Raw genomic sequence first — 14,972 nt, 5'->3', positions numbered from 1 at the left:
TGCATCACTATAATGAAGTTAAATATTAAAGTTAACTCCATTTTACTCCTAATTAAAGCTACCTAAGCTAATGGGATGGTTTTGGATAAGCAAACTACAACGATTCTGACGTTGGCATAGACTTAAATCAATGGCTCACCCTTGAAAATGAGATAGGAGCTTGCAGAAAAGAAACCTAAAAATAGGTGAAAATACTTTACAAGAGTGAGTTTTACCCCAGATTCACACTTAAGCAGCCAACCCTTACCCAGAAACCAATTCCCGTGTTAGAAGTATGTATCTTCGCAACAATAATGTGCGGATTTTTTGGCATCATCCTTAAAAAGAACCTTGTGATGAAGATCGTGTCTATGGATGTGATGAGCACGGGGGTTGTTGCCTACTACGTGCTGATTGCATCACGAGATGGATTGTTCACACCCATTGTTTCCAACGTCAAAAACAATGGTGCATATGCCGATCCGGTTCCCCAGGCAGTCATATTAACGGCGATTGTCATCGGATTTTCGATTCAGGCGTTAATGCTGGTTGGTGTTATGAAGCTAGCACGGGATAATCCGACCTTGGAAAGCAACGAGATCGAGAAGAACAACACACCATGACTACCATTACGATCGCATGGATTGCACTACCGTTTTTTTTGGGGTTTGTCATTTATCTGATCCCAAGACTTGACAGATACCTGGCACTCCTTGTGACTTTTGCATCAGCAGGGTATGCGTTGCAGCTATTTGTTGAGCGATCGCCACTGACACTAAAGTTACTGGATAATTTCGGCGTCATCTTAACAGTAGACCAATTGAGCGGCTACTTTATCTTAACCAATGCGCTAGTAACAGCTGCCGTCATCCTCTACTGTTGGCATAGCAATAAGACAGCTTTTTTTTACGCACAAACCATCATTTTGCATGGTAGTCTCAATGCTGCATTTGCCTGTTCGGATTTAATCAGTCTCTATGTGGCATTAGAGGTAAGCGGTATTGCCGCCTTTCTCTTGATTGCCTATCCTCGGACTGACCGCTCTATTTGGGTTGGGTTGCGCTATCTATTTGTCAGTAATGTGGCAATGCTTTTTTATCTGATTGGTGCGGTGCTAGTTTATCAGGCGCACCATTCGTTTAGTTTTGGAGGTTTGCGCCAAGCACCTCCAGAAGCGCTTGCCCTCATTTTTCTGGGATTCTTGACAAAAGGGGGAGTTTTTGTATCGGGATTGTGGTTGCCCTTAACTCACTCCGAATCGGAAACGCCAGTGTCGGCTATGATGTCGGGAATTGTGGTAAAAGCTGGCGTTTATCCATTAGTGCGTTGTGCGCTGATGGTGGAAGAGGTTGACCCGATAGTGAGAATCTTTGGAGTCGGAACCGCGCTTCTGGGAGTATTCTATGCAGTCTTTGAAAAGGATACCAAGCGGATGCTGGCGTTTCACACGATTTCACAGCTGGGCTTTATCCTCGCCGCACCAGTCGTGGGTGGCTTCTATGCCCTAACGCACGGGCTAGTCAAATCAGCGCTCTTTCTAATTGTGGGGGCTTTACCAAGCCGAAACCTGAAGGAACTGCAACATCAGGCGATCGCTACCCCAGTGTGGATTGCCCTGGTTATAGCCAGCTTCTCGATTTCTGGCTTTCCCTTATTATCTGGTTTTGGGGCGAAAGTGTTGACAACGAAGAACCTGCTACCTTGGCAAGTTATCGCCATGAACCTTGCAGCCCTCGGAACGGCAATATCGTTTGCCAAGTTCATATTTTTGCCCCATGGGGGAGAAGCAAAGGTAAAATCCGGTTTCTGGGCAGCAGTCATCCTCTTAATTGGTGGGCTAATTGTAGCTAATATTGTGTATTACGAGGCGTATACTGTTACAAATATCATCAAACCTCTGGCAACTATCGGCATTGGCTGGTTGGCTTATTTTGTAATTTTTAAGCGATCGCAACTCAAACTCCCACGTGTCCTCGAAGAATTCGAGCATCTCATCGGTGTCATGAGTCTAATTTTAATCCTGCTATTTTGGAAGGGGTTTGCATGGTTGGGCATCTAAATCTCATATTGCGATTAGCTATATGGTTTCTGCTAACTGCCGATTTCAGTTTGGCAAACATCATCATTGGCGTTGCTATCGCATTTTTATTACCTGGTCGTCAAAAAACCCCAGAAGCCTTAAAAGATTGGTTGCGCGTGCTGGGTGAGATCCTAGTGGCAATTCCGCAAGCCTATATTGAGGCATTTGAAATCATCTTTCGTCCGCACAAGTACGAAAATATAACGATGGAACGAGTCAAACCAGGACGCACGCCCGGTCTCATATTCCTAGACATATTCTTGATTACCTTTACGCCAAAAACTATTGTTTTGAAATATCGCGAAGATGGCTGGTATGAAGTCCACCGGGTTCGACGGAGGAAAAACTCATGAATCTGAACCTAATCACCATCGCAATGCTTCTGGCTCTGCTCATACCCATCTACGAGGTATGTAAGGATGATGATATCTGGCAGAAGATGTTGGCATTTTCCAGCATCGCTTCAAAAACATCAATCTTAATTCTGGTTGTGTCTGTCATGCGCGATGACTGGATGGTTGGTGTTGTTGGGGTCATTATCCTGAGTGTGGGTAATGCGGCATTGATGCTGCTTGCCCATTTACTCAAACGTATGAATGATGTATCGGATTATTAACATATGATTGACATATTGAGTTATACGTGCATTGTTGTAGGGATCGTCTTCTCGTTTTGGGGAACCTCTCACTTACTCAGCAAGCGATCGCTATTGTTTAAGCTCCACAGTCTTTCAGTAGCAGATACCCTCGGTGCAATGAGTATTGTATTCGGGCTGCTCTTAAAAATACCCAGTAAATGGCCTCTACTTATCCTCGCCATCATCACCTTGGCAATCTGGAATACAGTATTGGGCTATGTGTTAGCTTACTGTTCTGGTGAAGGAGACCATCATGAATGATATCTATATCTATATTATGGTCGCCCTGCTGCCATTAGCCGCGTCTATGGTTGTATTTCAAGTTAATCCATATCATGCCCTAGTTACCCGTGGGATATTGGGAGCAGTCGCGGCAATGATTTATGCAGTTCTGGGAGCGGCAGATGTTGCTTTGACCGAGGCATTGGTGGGTACCATGCTTGCCATTACCCTGTACGCGGTTGCAGTGCGTTCATCGCTAGTCATGCGTCTTGGCGTGCTTGAAAATGAGTCAATTGAAGCAGATAAAGATTTGCCAGATGACAAAGCTAATAGTCATTTTGGACAACTGATGAATGAGTTACGCACCATTTTTGACAAACGCCATATGCGTCTGGAGCTTGTGACTTATTACGATACAGAGCGCTTGTACCAGGCACTGATGGACAAAGAAGTTCATATGACCTGTTCCCGACAATTGCGTTCGCGAAGCGGCTGCTTTGCAGCATCGCCCTTGGCGCAAGCTGTACCCAGCTTATCGCAACAGAGCGAAAAGCCATCCTATCACGCTACTACTAGAGTTCGACGCATTTATGAAATCGTGCAAGCTGAACTCACCTCACCAGGAACGACTCTGACTTATGTAAATGCACCAGATTCAGGGGAGAAGCAGGTATGAAATGGGCATACATAGCTGCGGGCATAGCGCTATTTATTAAATTCCTCATCATGCCCAATCCAGCACCAAGCTTACCAGATTTGTCTATTGTCGAAGCAGTGTTACGAGATTGTGGAATACCCAATGTCGTTTCGGGTATTATTTTGAGAAATCGGTTGTATGACACTATCTTCGAGGTCGTAGTATTCACGATCGCAATTATGGGGGCATACTATCTGCTTGCAAATGAAAGACCGTCCTGCACCATCTATCAATTCACAGATAAACCATCTATTATTCTCGCACGTTGGGAGCGACCATTGCTGCATTAGTCAGTATGAACTACGATTCGAGGCATCTCAGTCGGGCGGTGTTTTGCGGCGGGGGTGGCGGGCGAACTGCGATCGGTCTAATTGCATCACTTCATCACCGAGAGGATGCAAAAGATCTACAAGCGCTGGCATGCAGCCACATGGGAAAAAGTATCCGTTCTCGTGTTCATCGTACTATCGGTTGTAACTCTAGCTGGAATAGAGTTACCTCACGGAGAATTAGGCACACTCATCAGTGGAGGAATTATCCCCATACTCAATATTTTGGTTGCAATCAAAGTCGCGTTGGGGTCATGGGCGGTGATTTTGGTTTTTATTCGTTATCGAGGATTGTTATAGTTACCTACAAGATATAAACTTAGATGATTGGTAATGCAAAAATTTCATCGCGGCTGTCTCGCAACTCTCGCTGAGGAGGCGGAGCCTCTAAAAAAGGCATTCCCAGACGGAGCCTGGGAACGAGGTATCGAGGTGAGGAGTTTGGCTCAGTATTAATTATCTAGTAATGCCTCTGAAGATTGTTGTTCTTGTGGCGATTGTTTAAAGGCAAAGCGCAACAAAGGAGGTGCTAAGAATGTTGTCAAAATCACCATAATGACGATCGCGGCTTGTAATGGTTTATCAAGGGTACCACTCGCGGCACCAATTCCTGCAAACACTAACCCGACTTCGCCACGGGGAATCATTCCCACACCAACCGCTAATCGGTTGATTCCGGCTTGACCAAAAACCGACCAACCTGTGACAACCTTACCGATAATCGCTACCACAATTAAGAAGGTAGCAATAATTAATCCTTCTCGATTTCCTGGAACTAAAGGATTGAGAACGCCTAAATCTACTTTCGCACCAACTGTGACAAAGAAAACTGGTACGAGAATATCAGCAATGGGTTTCACCTGCTCATCGAGCTCTTTGCGTTTATCGGTTTCATCCAAAACTAAGCCCGCCGCAAATGCGCCTAAGATCGCTTCTAAATGAATGGCATTACCCAAAAACGCCATGAAAAAGGCAAAGATAAATGCTGGGATAATTAAGTTGCCTCGGGTTTGCAATTTATTGGCAATGGCAACAAAAGTCTGATTGAAATATTTGCCTAATAGAATCGATCCGATGAGAAATACAGTGGCGCTGACAATCAGATAAATGACGTTGAAAATATCAACTTCACCGGTTTTAGCAAGACTTGCAACCACTGCTAACACGATGATACCGAGAATATCATCAATGACAGCTGCGCCGACAATAATTTGACCTTCACGAGATTTTAGCTGCCCAATTTCTGACAAAACTTTAGAGGTTATACCAATACTCGTAGCTGTGAGCGCGGCACCTGCAAAAATTGCCGGAATCACGGGTGCATGAAATAACAAAATTAACCCTGTTGTGCCTGCAGCAAAAGGAACAGCAACACCAACACAAGCCACAATTGTCGCTTGATAACCGACTTTCTGTAATTCTTTTAAATCTGATTCCAGACCGATTTCAAATAACAGAATGATGACACCGAGTTCGGCGAGCACCGAAATGACTTCACTCTGAGTTTGAAAGATAGATGAGATGGCATCAGGATTGAGGTGGTTAATCAATTGCAGAATCGCCATGATGATGGAGTCGCTTGCTGCTGCTCCAGTTTCGGGAAAAACCACCAAATGGAGAGCAGAAGCACCCACAATCACACCACCAACTAATTCTCCCAACACAGGAGGCAAGTCCATCATGCGAGATAATTCACCACCAATTTTACTCGCCAGATAAATGACGACTAAACTGAGCAAGACTCCCGTCAAAACAATAGGAGCATATTCGGCTTCATGAGTTGTTGCGACTAAAGGAGGCTGTAAACCCACAGTGAGGAAATTTAACCAACTCAATAAACTAACTATTGGGTGTGAAAAAATCATGTTTTTGTTTGTGTTGCTGGTTCATTCTGGGATTGAAAGAATTTGGGCAGGCAAAATGCCTACCCAAGACCATGAATTTGAAAGTTCTAACTCATGATTAATAGGTGTTAGGGTAAGTACTAACGCCAAGAGTATTAACAGAACTCTCATGAGGATTCACTAAAGCAACAGCTTGTTTGAGTGCCTCTACACGATGTCCAAACATATAATGCTGCGGTACAAACCTCGAAATTCCAAACTTTTCCAAGCGCCGTTTAACTTTGCCATGGGCACCAACAATGAAGACTTGACGACCTTGTTCGCTGGCATCCTTGATGGCGTTTTCAATTGCCAAAGAAGCGGTGACGCCCAACATTGGGACATCGCTCAAATCGACTATCAACACATCAGAGTCTGCCATGGCTGAGTGTTCGCGTGCGATGGCTTTGGATACCCCAAAGATCATCGGTCCGCTCAAATAGAATAGCAGGACACGTCCATTAGCTCGATCCAGCAATTTTTTCTCTTCATCATTCAAGACAATTGTATCATCAGTATCGCTAATGGTCTTTACTTCCTGAGCTTGCAATTCAGACAGGCGATCGATAGTTAAAATATTGGCAATGAACACTCCCACGCCGACAGCAACAATCAAGTCAACAAATACGGTTAAGAACAAAACACCGTACATGATGATTGTGCCTTTGAGGGATATTTTGTGAGCGCGTTTGAGGAAGCTCCAGTCGAGAATGTCAATCCCCACCTTGAGAGCAATACCAGCCAACACTGCCATTGGGATGGGTTGAGTGACTCTTGCTGCCCACAAAACGACAATCAATAAAATGATTGCACGAGTTAAACCAGATAGAGCTGTAATCGCACCCGTTTGGATATTCACCACCGTTCCCATAGTGGCACCAGCACCAGGTAGCCCACCACACAAACCAGAGACGAGGTTACCGATACCTTGACCTATCAATTCTTTGTCAGATTTGTGTTCGGTGCGAGTTAAACTGTCTGCAATCACTGCCGTCAGGAGAGTATCAATACAACCCAACATCCCCAGCATGGCACCATCAACAACCATTGTTGTCATTTGGGAGGGGGTAAAAGTTGGCATTTGCAATGTTGGCAGTCCGACTGGAATTTCACCAATGCGTCTGATATCCGCACCGCCAAAGATGGTGAGAGAAACGATGGTTCCGACAATGAGTGCCACCAGTTGCGGGGGTGCAAAGCGCTTGAGTTTTTTTGGCATGAAGAAAATAATTGCCAGTGTTAGCGCACCTAAAGCTGTCTCAACTGGATTAATCTTAGTCAATAACTCAGGCAGATTTTGCACCATCCCCAGTACGCCACCTTTCGGATTGGGCTGTCCGACAAAAGGAGCAATCTGCAAAATAATCAGAATTACCCCAATTCCAGACATAAAGCCGGAAATCACACTGTAAGGCATGAGGGTAATGTATTTCCCTAGCTTAAATATCCCAAAGATGATTTGGAATATTCCTGCGAGCATGACGACAGTAAATGCCATTGCCAAGCCGTTTTCGGGGTTACTGGCAGTCATGGAACTGACAATTGCAGTCATGACTACGGTCATCGGTCCGGTCGGTTCAGAAATTAAGGTTGGCGTACCACCAAATAAGGCGGCGAAAAAGCCGACGCAAACAGCACCATAAAGACCTGCCACAGGTCCTGCACCTGAGGCGACACCGAATGCGAGCGCTAAAGGTAACGAAACGATAGCAGCAGTGACACCACCGAATACATCACCTCGTAGGTTTCTAAAATGGATAGTGTTAGTCAATGACATATTAAGGCTATGGGGATAAAAAACAGCAAAATTTTGATTTGTAAAAACTGTCAGCTACTTTGCCTCATTTTTCATGCTTTATGGGCACAAAAAATCAAGCAAAGAAAACTTTAATTCTTTGTAAAGTAGCAAGCTATTATGCCTTTCGACAGGGCAAGCAGCTGAATAAGCACGCCCAATCAAGAAGGCTTAAGTTAAAAATTGTTCAAAAAGTTGACTGCACAAACTTACATAAATTGCAAGTTTTATAGCTTGCCAACTTGAATGGGGTAACAATAGCTTACAACGATATAAGTCAATGTTGTTCATTGAGAAGCTATATTGTTCAATAAATATTAAATTGCTTTCATAGAGAAAAAGCAATACCTGTTAACTAAACTTTGATGGCAATTTGTGGTTTAATTCATCCAGAGGCGATGCTTCACAGTTTGGCAACTGTTGTGTATACTGAATAATCTGCCGTTGTAGCAGGGGTAAGTGATGCTAAGTTGCGTTTATACATCTGATCTCCCTTGTCTCCCTTGTGCCATAAACAAGTGATATCATTTGAAGAATGAATTAACAAATTTCATCTTCGATGATTAGAGAACTTTTAGCTGGACGTTACGAAATCATTGCCTTCTTGAAAAGAGGGGGGTTCGGACATACCTATCTAGCTAAAGATACTCTACTTCCGGGACAACCTACCTGTGTTGTCAAGCAACTACACCCGTTTAGGCGTGACCCTACATCTCTTCAGGAGGCTCAACGTCTGTTCAATTTAGAGGCAGAAAGTTTACAAAAATTAGGAAAACAACACAATCAAATTCCGCAATTATTTGCTTACTTCCAGCAGAAAGGTGAATTATACTTAGTCGAAGAATATATTCAGGGAACTTGTTTGGCTGAACAACTCGTAACGGGTATTGGGCTTCCGGAAGAGCAAGTCGTTAATATTTTGGAAGAGTTGTTAGAGATTCTAGAATTTGTGCATCGCCACAATGCGATTCATCGAGATATTAAGCCGACAAACATAATCAGACGGCATGAGGATAATAAGTTAGTTTTGATTGACTTTGGGGCGGTCAAGCAAGTCACCACTCAGGGATCGGAATTAACCATTACGATCGGCACTCCTGGTTATATGCCATTTGAACAAGCTTCTGGTTATCCTAATTTCAGCAGTGATGTCTATGCAGTGGGAATTATCGGTATCCAAGCCCTAACGGGAATCAATCCCGTTCCTCAAAATGGTAGCGGATTTGCCAAAGACTCTGCTACACAAGAACTGATTTGGCGCGATCGCGTACAGGTTAGTGATGAATTTGCTGAAATTTTAACAAAAATGACTCGTTATGATTATAAATATCGATACCCATCAGCAAAGGAAGCACTGCAAGCTGTCAGAGCCTTGAAAAGTAATGTTTCCACTATTTCATCCTCAGTTCCATCTTTGCCGTTACCACGCTCGTCTAAAGAAGGGAAAATCTTAACTATAGGGCTATCTGTTGCCATTATCACCTGCTTCGCTGTTGTTTTAATCCCAGTCATGATACAAATGTGGCAAAGAAACAGTCTTTCAAGCTATCCACGATTATTGCTAAATGGCAAAGCAGTTAGTAGTAGCCTCAGTAAGGAAGACGACTTTACCGAAACTAATGCTTTCTCAAAAGACCTTTACTTCAGAGATGTCTACGTTTTTGAGGGTCGAAAAGGTCAACAAGTAATAATTGATATGATAAGCCAAGAGCTTGACTCCTATTTGAGCTTGCGTGCTCCTGATGGCAACCAACTAGCTGCCAATGATGACATATCAGTTAATGATTCTAATGCCAGAATTGTAGTGACACTGCCTAAAAATGGCATTTACAAAGTCATTGCTAGTTCTTCGCAAGGGGGAGAAACAGGAGCTTACAGTTTACGAGCTGAAGCAATAAAATAGTAGGTTGGGTTGAGGAACGAAACCCAACATTTAATGAAGAGGAACGAAACCCAACATTTAATGAAATAGTTGGGTTTTACTACACAATACATTTGGCCATTTAAGATTTACTTTATAAATGACCTCTTAAGCAAGTCAAAAGTCTACAGTTGTTAATAAAGTTCAAGAAATCATACATAAGTACATAAAATTTTGACATAATTGAGTGTTATTATAGTAGTTATCCTAGATATAAACACTAACTAATTTTTGATTTTTCCAGCTCTAATTTTTAAATCCTTTATTGTTAATAATTTTAGAAAATGAATAACATTTAGAGCCATGGTTAATACCCTTAGGAAAAGCTGGAAATTAGTTAGGCTTGAGGGCGTTAAAAGTAGCAAAACTTGCACTGCTAAGTTTTTCTAGCAGAAGTACGCAGTACTGTGGTCAAATATATATAAATTTTTACAAGCGGCTAATCTGCAAACTGCTACTTGGAGGCTCAGTTTTTCCTCTCCTTGAAAAGCACGTTTTCATAATAAATTTTAAGCCGAGAGTTTTTAACGATGAAAAAGTTATCAGTTGTAAGAGTTATAGCTACAGGTATTGCTACAGGAGCGATCGCCGTTTTCAACACATCTCAGGCGTTAACCCAGACTTCTCCCAGTCAGGTTCTGTTTTTTTGCAGACAGGGATACGATCCAGGAGTGAAACAATCTGTACCAACGACCTTTGCCCAACGTCCCCAGCAAAGAAAAACTGCTATTATTCGCTGGAAATCAGGTCAGTTGGGTCGATGGGAGCCAATGAAACGGTGTGAAGCAGTATCGCCTAGATTCCAGAGTGCTTACGATAAAGGGGCTTTAGCTTATCTGACTTATGGGTGGATAAACCGTCAACGCGTGATCTGCTCTACCAGAGATTACGGGGGACCTTGTGAAGAATTGCTATTTACCCTCAAAACTGAAGATAATCCCGTCCAAGTCCTGAACCAACTGAATTCTATTCTTGGAGGAAACGCTAACTCAGTTCTGAATCAAAATACAGGTGAATCTCAAGTATATATTCGCTTTGATGTTGACGAGTTCTTGAAGCAAGCAAGAGCCCAAGAATAAGCAATTCACAATTCAATCTCAGGATCGACTCGCTCATGTAAAATCCACGCATCTCAAACCCAAAATGAAACCCTACTCTCTCACCCTAGTTGCTTCCCTCAGCAGTATATTACTGCTTCCCGTTCCCGGTATCTGGTTGCTTACTCCCTCAGTGGTAGCATCTCAACAAATGACGAATCAACTGTCTGCTGATGAACTGCGGCGTCTGAGTGAGTCAGTGACTGTCAGGGTATTTGCTGATACAAACAAAGGATCGGGAACTTTGATTCTGAAGCTTGGGCAAGTCTATACTGTCGTTACCAACGCTCATGTCACGAATTCGGGGAAATCTTATCGCATCCAAACCCCAGACGGCAAAACCCATCGGGCTGAAATGATTCCGGGGATAAACTTTCAAGAAAAGGATGTAGCACTGTTGCAATTTGAAGCACGAGAAAACTATGCCGTCGCTTCAAAAACTTCCTCAAACCCAACTACAGGAGAGAAAATTTGGGCTGCGGGATTTGCTTACGACAGCGACAAGCTAGTGATGACGGAGGGGGAAATCTCCTTGTTACCGAAAAAGGCGTTGGAAGGGGGATACCAGATTGGCTATAGCAACGAGATTCGTCAGGAAATGAGTGGGGGACCAATCTTCAACCAAAGGGGAGAGTTAATCGGAATTAATGGGCGGCGTGCTTTTCCCATGATCGAAAAGTATCGCTTTGAAGACGCCTCAATCCCAAATGAGCAACAGCAAGAAGCGATGAGGCGTTACAGTTGGGGAATACCCATTGCTACGGTTGTGGGGAGAATGGAAGCAAATAGGTTTTATCAACAGGGATTGAAACAATATCAAGCTTGGGAGCATGAAGAAGCAATAGCAGCCTTTAACGAAGCGATTCGCCGCTACCCTGGGTATGCAGAGGCATACTATCACCGGGCATTGGCTAAGATGAAAGACGCTCGCTATCATCAAGAAGGCTTCAGGTGGAATCGCTACAGACAGGAAGCAAGAGCAGATATGCAGCAAGCAGCTACCCTGTTTCAAGCCCAAGGAAAACAAGCACAAGCCTACCGCAGCCAAGGCTACGTCTACAGGTTTGGAGAAGAACCGAAAAAAGCTATCCAAGCATTCAACCAAGCACTGCGCTTCAACTCCAATGATGTGCCAACATACATGGGAAGGGGTTTGGCTTATGCAACATTAGAAGAATACGAAAAAGCCCTGGCAGATTACAACAAAGCTATTGAAATTCAACCTAACTCTGCGGAAATCTATTATGGTCGGGCTTCAGTTTATTATAAGAAAGAAGACTACCAGGCAGCCGTTGGTGATTACACTAAAGCGATTGAACTCAAGCCTGACTTTTTTGAAGCTTATGTCGCTCGAGGTGAAGTTCATGGGATTTTGTTAGGCAATTTGCAAGCAGGGATGGTTGATGTTAATAAAGCCATTGAAATCAAACCTGATTATGACTTAGCTTACGAGACTCGAAGTCAAATACGCTGGTGGTTAGGAGATTTCCAAAGAGGGTTAGCTGATTCTAATAAAGCCATTCAACTTGACCCTAAGAATGCTCTTGCTTACGCAATCAACGCCTTATTTCATAATAGACTAAAAAACTACCAACAAGCGATCGCTGACGCTAACCAAGCGATTGCACTCGGAATTGACAAGTTTGACAAGAGGTTAGCGGCATTGGTTTACCTGTTTCGAGGAAAATCATATTTTGACCTCGAAAACTACTCAACTGCAATTCCAGATTTGGAGAAAGCCATTAGACTTATCCGTGAAAATAAACCGACTGATAACACCCCATTCCTAGACATTTCAGTTCAGGAAATCCTTAGAGCAGCTCGACAAGCGGTAACTAGCCCTCAAAGAACTTTACCAGATGTGATGGCGAAAGTAGATGCCATTGCCAAGCAGATTACGGTGCAGATTGATTCCCCTGGTAGTTTCCGCTGTCAAGGTTCGGGGGTGATTATATCCCGAAAAGAAAACACCTACACCATCCTCACCTCGGAACACGTCCTGCGCGAAAGCCCAAACTGCAATGCCAAGCAAATTGAAGTTGTCACTCATGACTCTCAGCAATATCAAGTCAATAGCAGTACCATCAAACGCATCCAGGGGGCTGACTTGGCAGTCTTGCAGTTCACCAGTTCCCAAGCTTATCAAGTTGCGACTCTAGCAAATTACAAAAATAAAACATTAAATTGGGTTTTTGTCTCTGGAATACCTGCATCTCAAAACCGTTATCAATTGACTGCAGGACAACTATGTAGTAAAGAATTAGGAGCAACAAACACTATTAACTCCCTTTCCTTTACTTACGGTTATCAGCTGATTTATAACAATCTTACTGGTGCTGGAATGAGCGGCGCACCCGTATTAGATACAGAGGGACGGGTGATTGGCATTCACGGACGGGCTGAAGGTGAAATTCCCATCGCAGAGGTAGGGGAGTCTCCTCCCATACAATTAGGTTTCAGCTTGGGGGTTCCCATCCGTACTTTTATCCGTTCAGCTAGTCTAGTGGGAATCAATCCTCAGAGTCTATCCTTAAAAACGAATGTGCCCGTGGCAATAGGAATGACCTATAACGAAAAGCTTCGAGAATCCTTACGCAAAACGATTCCAGTACCAGGGAACAACGCAGATGCAGTTGCTTGGCTAAATTATGGCAATCAATTGTGGCGTTTAGATTTACACCCAGAGGCAATAGGTGCTTATGAAAAAGCGACTCAACTTAAGCCTAACTCTTATCAAGCCTGGTATGCTCGTGGAAAAGTTTTGTTGATTTCCCCAGGGTTATCACAAGCAGCTCTAGAATCTTTCGATAAGGCGGTTCAACTGAAACCAGACTTTAGCCCTGGTTGGTATGAGCGAGGACAGGTATTAGAAGAATTGAAACGATACGAAGAGGCAATAAAATCTTACAATAAGGCAATTGAACTTGAACGTGAGTTTTTTGGTGCTTATTATCAACGGGGGAGCGCTTACTACAAACTAAAAAACTACAAGAAAGCCCTAGCTGATTACACGACAGCCATTGAACTTCAGCCTGACAATGCTCAAGCCTATTTCGATCGAGGTAGTACTTACTCGAGCCTAAAAGAATACCAAAAAGCCATTACAGATCACACTAAAGCCATTGAACTCGATCCTGAGTTTGTTTATGCTTACCACGGACGGGGTAATGCTTACTCGAGTTTAAAAGAATATCAAAAAGCCATTACAGATTACAATCAAGCCATTGAATTAATAGCTAATACGGCTTTTCTTTATCAACCTGGGAAAGTTAAGGTTGAGTCTTCTTTGTATGTAGAGCGAGGCATTGTTTACTTTTACCTAAAAGACTATCAAAAAGCTATAGCCGACTTCACCAAAGCTATTCAAATCGAACCTAAAAACCGTAATGCTTATGTCGTGCGGGGTCATCTCTATGCATATAAAGAAATCAAAGACTACCAGAAAGCTTTGGCAGATTTTAGAAAAACTCTTGAACTTGACCCAAAATATATTAATGGATACATTGGACTTGGGCGTGTCTATTATAAATTAAAAGACTATGAAACAGCAATTGCTCAATATAACAAAGCCATTGAAATCGAACCTAAGAGCAGTAATGCTTATAAAGAGCGAGGTTATGTTTACGGGGATTTAGGTGACTACCAGAAAGCTAGGGCAGATTTCAGAAAAATCATTGAAATTAACCCTAAATATATCGAAGGCTACATCGGGCTAGGGTATGTTTATCGTAAATTAAAACACTATCCAACGGCAATTGCCCAATATAATCAAGTGTTAAAATTAGATCCAAACTATGCTCAAGCTTACAATGGGCTAGGAAACATTCAATATCAGCAAGGAAACTACCAAAAAGCCATTGAATATTACAATCAAGCTATTAGCAAAGACGCAAAATACTGGGGAGCAATTGCCAATATTGGCATGGTTAAATACGAAATAGGCGAAGTCGATGCAGCTATGACTCAGTGGCAAGCGGCTCTTAAAATCGATGAAAAAGCTGCAGAGCCTCAATTAGCTCTTGCTGTCGCCCTTTATGCCAAAGGTAAACGAGAACAAGCTCTAAAGATGGCGGAAACTGCCTTAAAATTGGAGAAGCGCTTGGGAGAAATAGATTATCTTAAAGAGCAACTCTGGGGAAATTCTCTGCTAGCAGACGCCCAAAGGTTGTTGGCTACTCCCAGCATTCAAGCTCTGATCTCTAAATCTCAATGAGGATTGGGGAGGGGTAGCAATTTCTCATACTATGACCGAAACCGAGTTACATTTGTTTACCAACAACAGAAAGAAACATCTCCAAATCGAGTTGCCGGCATCAAGAATTTGCAAATCTT

At 43.0% G+C, this 14,972-nt stretch carries 11 protein-coding genes and 1 pseudogene; 10 read left to right on the top strand and 2 right to left on the bottom strand.

Features of this window, described 5'->3' with window-relative positions:
* Positions 1 to 263: 263 nt before the first annotated feature.
* From F7734_RS29175 to F7734_RS29145, 7 genes and pseudogenes are all read left to right on the top strand, one after another.
* Complete coding sequence (locus F7734_RS29175; protein ID WP_166482227.1) at positions 264 to 602, top strand: cation:proton antiporter subunit C; 339 nt, start codon at positions 264 to 266, stop codon at positions 600 to 602.
* Complete coding sequence (locus tag F7734_RS29170) at positions 599 to 2,038, top strand: cation:proton antiporter (protein ID WP_155748073.1); 1,440 nt, start codon at positions 599 to 601, stop codon at positions 2,036 to 2,038. The genes F7734_RS29175 and F7734_RS29170 overlap by 4 nt, the downstream gene beginning before the upstream one ends.
* Entirely contained in the window at positions 2,023 to 2,412 is a 390-nt protein-coding gene (locus tag F7734_RS29165) for a Na+/H+ antiporter subunit E (RefSeq protein ID WP_155748072.1), read from the top strand. Before F7734_RS29170 ends, F7734_RS29165 begins: the two co-directional genes overlap by 16 nt.
* Positions 2,409 to 2,675, top strand: coding sequence for a hypothetical protein (locus F7734_RS29160; RefSeq protein WP_155748071.1), 267 nt, complete (start codon positions 2,409 to 2,411; stop codon positions 2,673 to 2,675). The genes F7734_RS29165 and F7734_RS29160 overlap by 4 nt, the downstream gene beginning before the upstream one ends.
* A gap of 3 nt (positions 2,676 to 2,678) precedes the next feature.
* Entirely contained in the window at positions 2,679 to 2,957 is a 279-nt protein-coding gene (locus F7734_RS29155; protein ID WP_155748070.1) for a monovalent cation/H(+) antiporter subunit G, read from the top strand.
* Positions 2,950 to 3,594, top strand: coding sequence for a DUF4040 domain-containing protein (locus tag F7734_RS29150; protein ID WP_155748069.1), 645 nt, complete (start codon positions 2,950 to 2,952; stop codon positions 3,592 to 3,594). The genes F7734_RS29155 and F7734_RS29150 overlap by 8 nt, the downstream gene beginning before the upstream one ends.
* Positions 3,591 to 4,244 (top strand): annotated as a pseudogene (locus F7734_RS29145) (Na(+)/H(+) antiporter subunit B). Before F7734_RS29150 ends, F7734_RS29145 begins: the two are co-directional and overlap by 4 nt.
* Before the next feature lie 152 nt (positions 4,245 to 4,396).
* On the opposite strand, the gene F7734_RS29140 reads toward F7734_RS29145, so the two are convergent.
* Both F7734_RS29140 and F7734_RS29135 read right to left on the bottom strand, forming a co-directional pair.
* Positions 4,397 to 5,809, bottom strand: a complete 1,413-nt coding sequence (locus F7734_RS29140; protein WP_155748068.1) for a cation:proton antiporter — start codon at positions 5,807 to 5,809, stop codon at positions 4,397 to 4,399.
* Positions 5,810 to 5,906: 97 nt separating this feature from the next.
* Positions 5,907 to 7,604, bottom strand: a complete 1,698-nt coding sequence (locus F7734_RS29135; RefSeq protein ID WP_155748067.1) for a SulP family inorganic anion transporter — start codon at positions 7,602 to 7,604, stop codon at positions 5,907 to 5,909.
* A 577-nt stretch (positions 7,605 to 8,181) separates the two neighbouring features.
* On the opposite strand from F7734_RS29135, the gene F7734_RS29130 reads away from it, so the two are divergent.
* The 3 genes from F7734_RS29130 (at position 8,182) to F7734_RS29120 (ending at position 14,853) form a co-directional block, all read left to right on the top strand.
* Positions 8,182 to 9,525 (top strand): protein kinase, encoded by a 1,344-nt coding sequence (locus F7734_RS29130; protein ID WP_155748066.1) that lies wholly within the window; start codon positions 8,182 to 8,184, stop codon positions 9,523 to 9,525.
* A 548-nt stretch (positions 9,526 to 10,073) separates the two neighbouring features.
* Positions 10,074 to 10,622: a COP23 domain-containing protein gene (locus F7734_RS29125; RefSeq protein WP_155748065.1), complete on the top strand. Its 549-nt coding sequence runs from the start codon at positions 10,074 to 10,076 to the stop codon at positions 10,620 to 10,622.
* A 64-nt stretch (positions 10,623 to 10,686) separates the two neighbouring features.
* Complete coding sequence (locus F7734_RS29120; RefSeq protein ID WP_155748064.1) at positions 10,687 to 14,853, top strand: tetratricopeptide repeat protein; 4,167 nt, start codon at positions 10,687 to 10,689, stop codon at positions 14,851 to 14,853.
* The last annotated feature ends 119 nt before the right edge of the window (positions 14,854 to 14,972 follow it).

This window comes from Scytonema sp. UIC 10036 (genome assembly GCF_009725235.1).
Note: the sequence above shows the minus strand (reverse complement) of the source record. Positions and strands in the feature narration are given on the sequence as shown.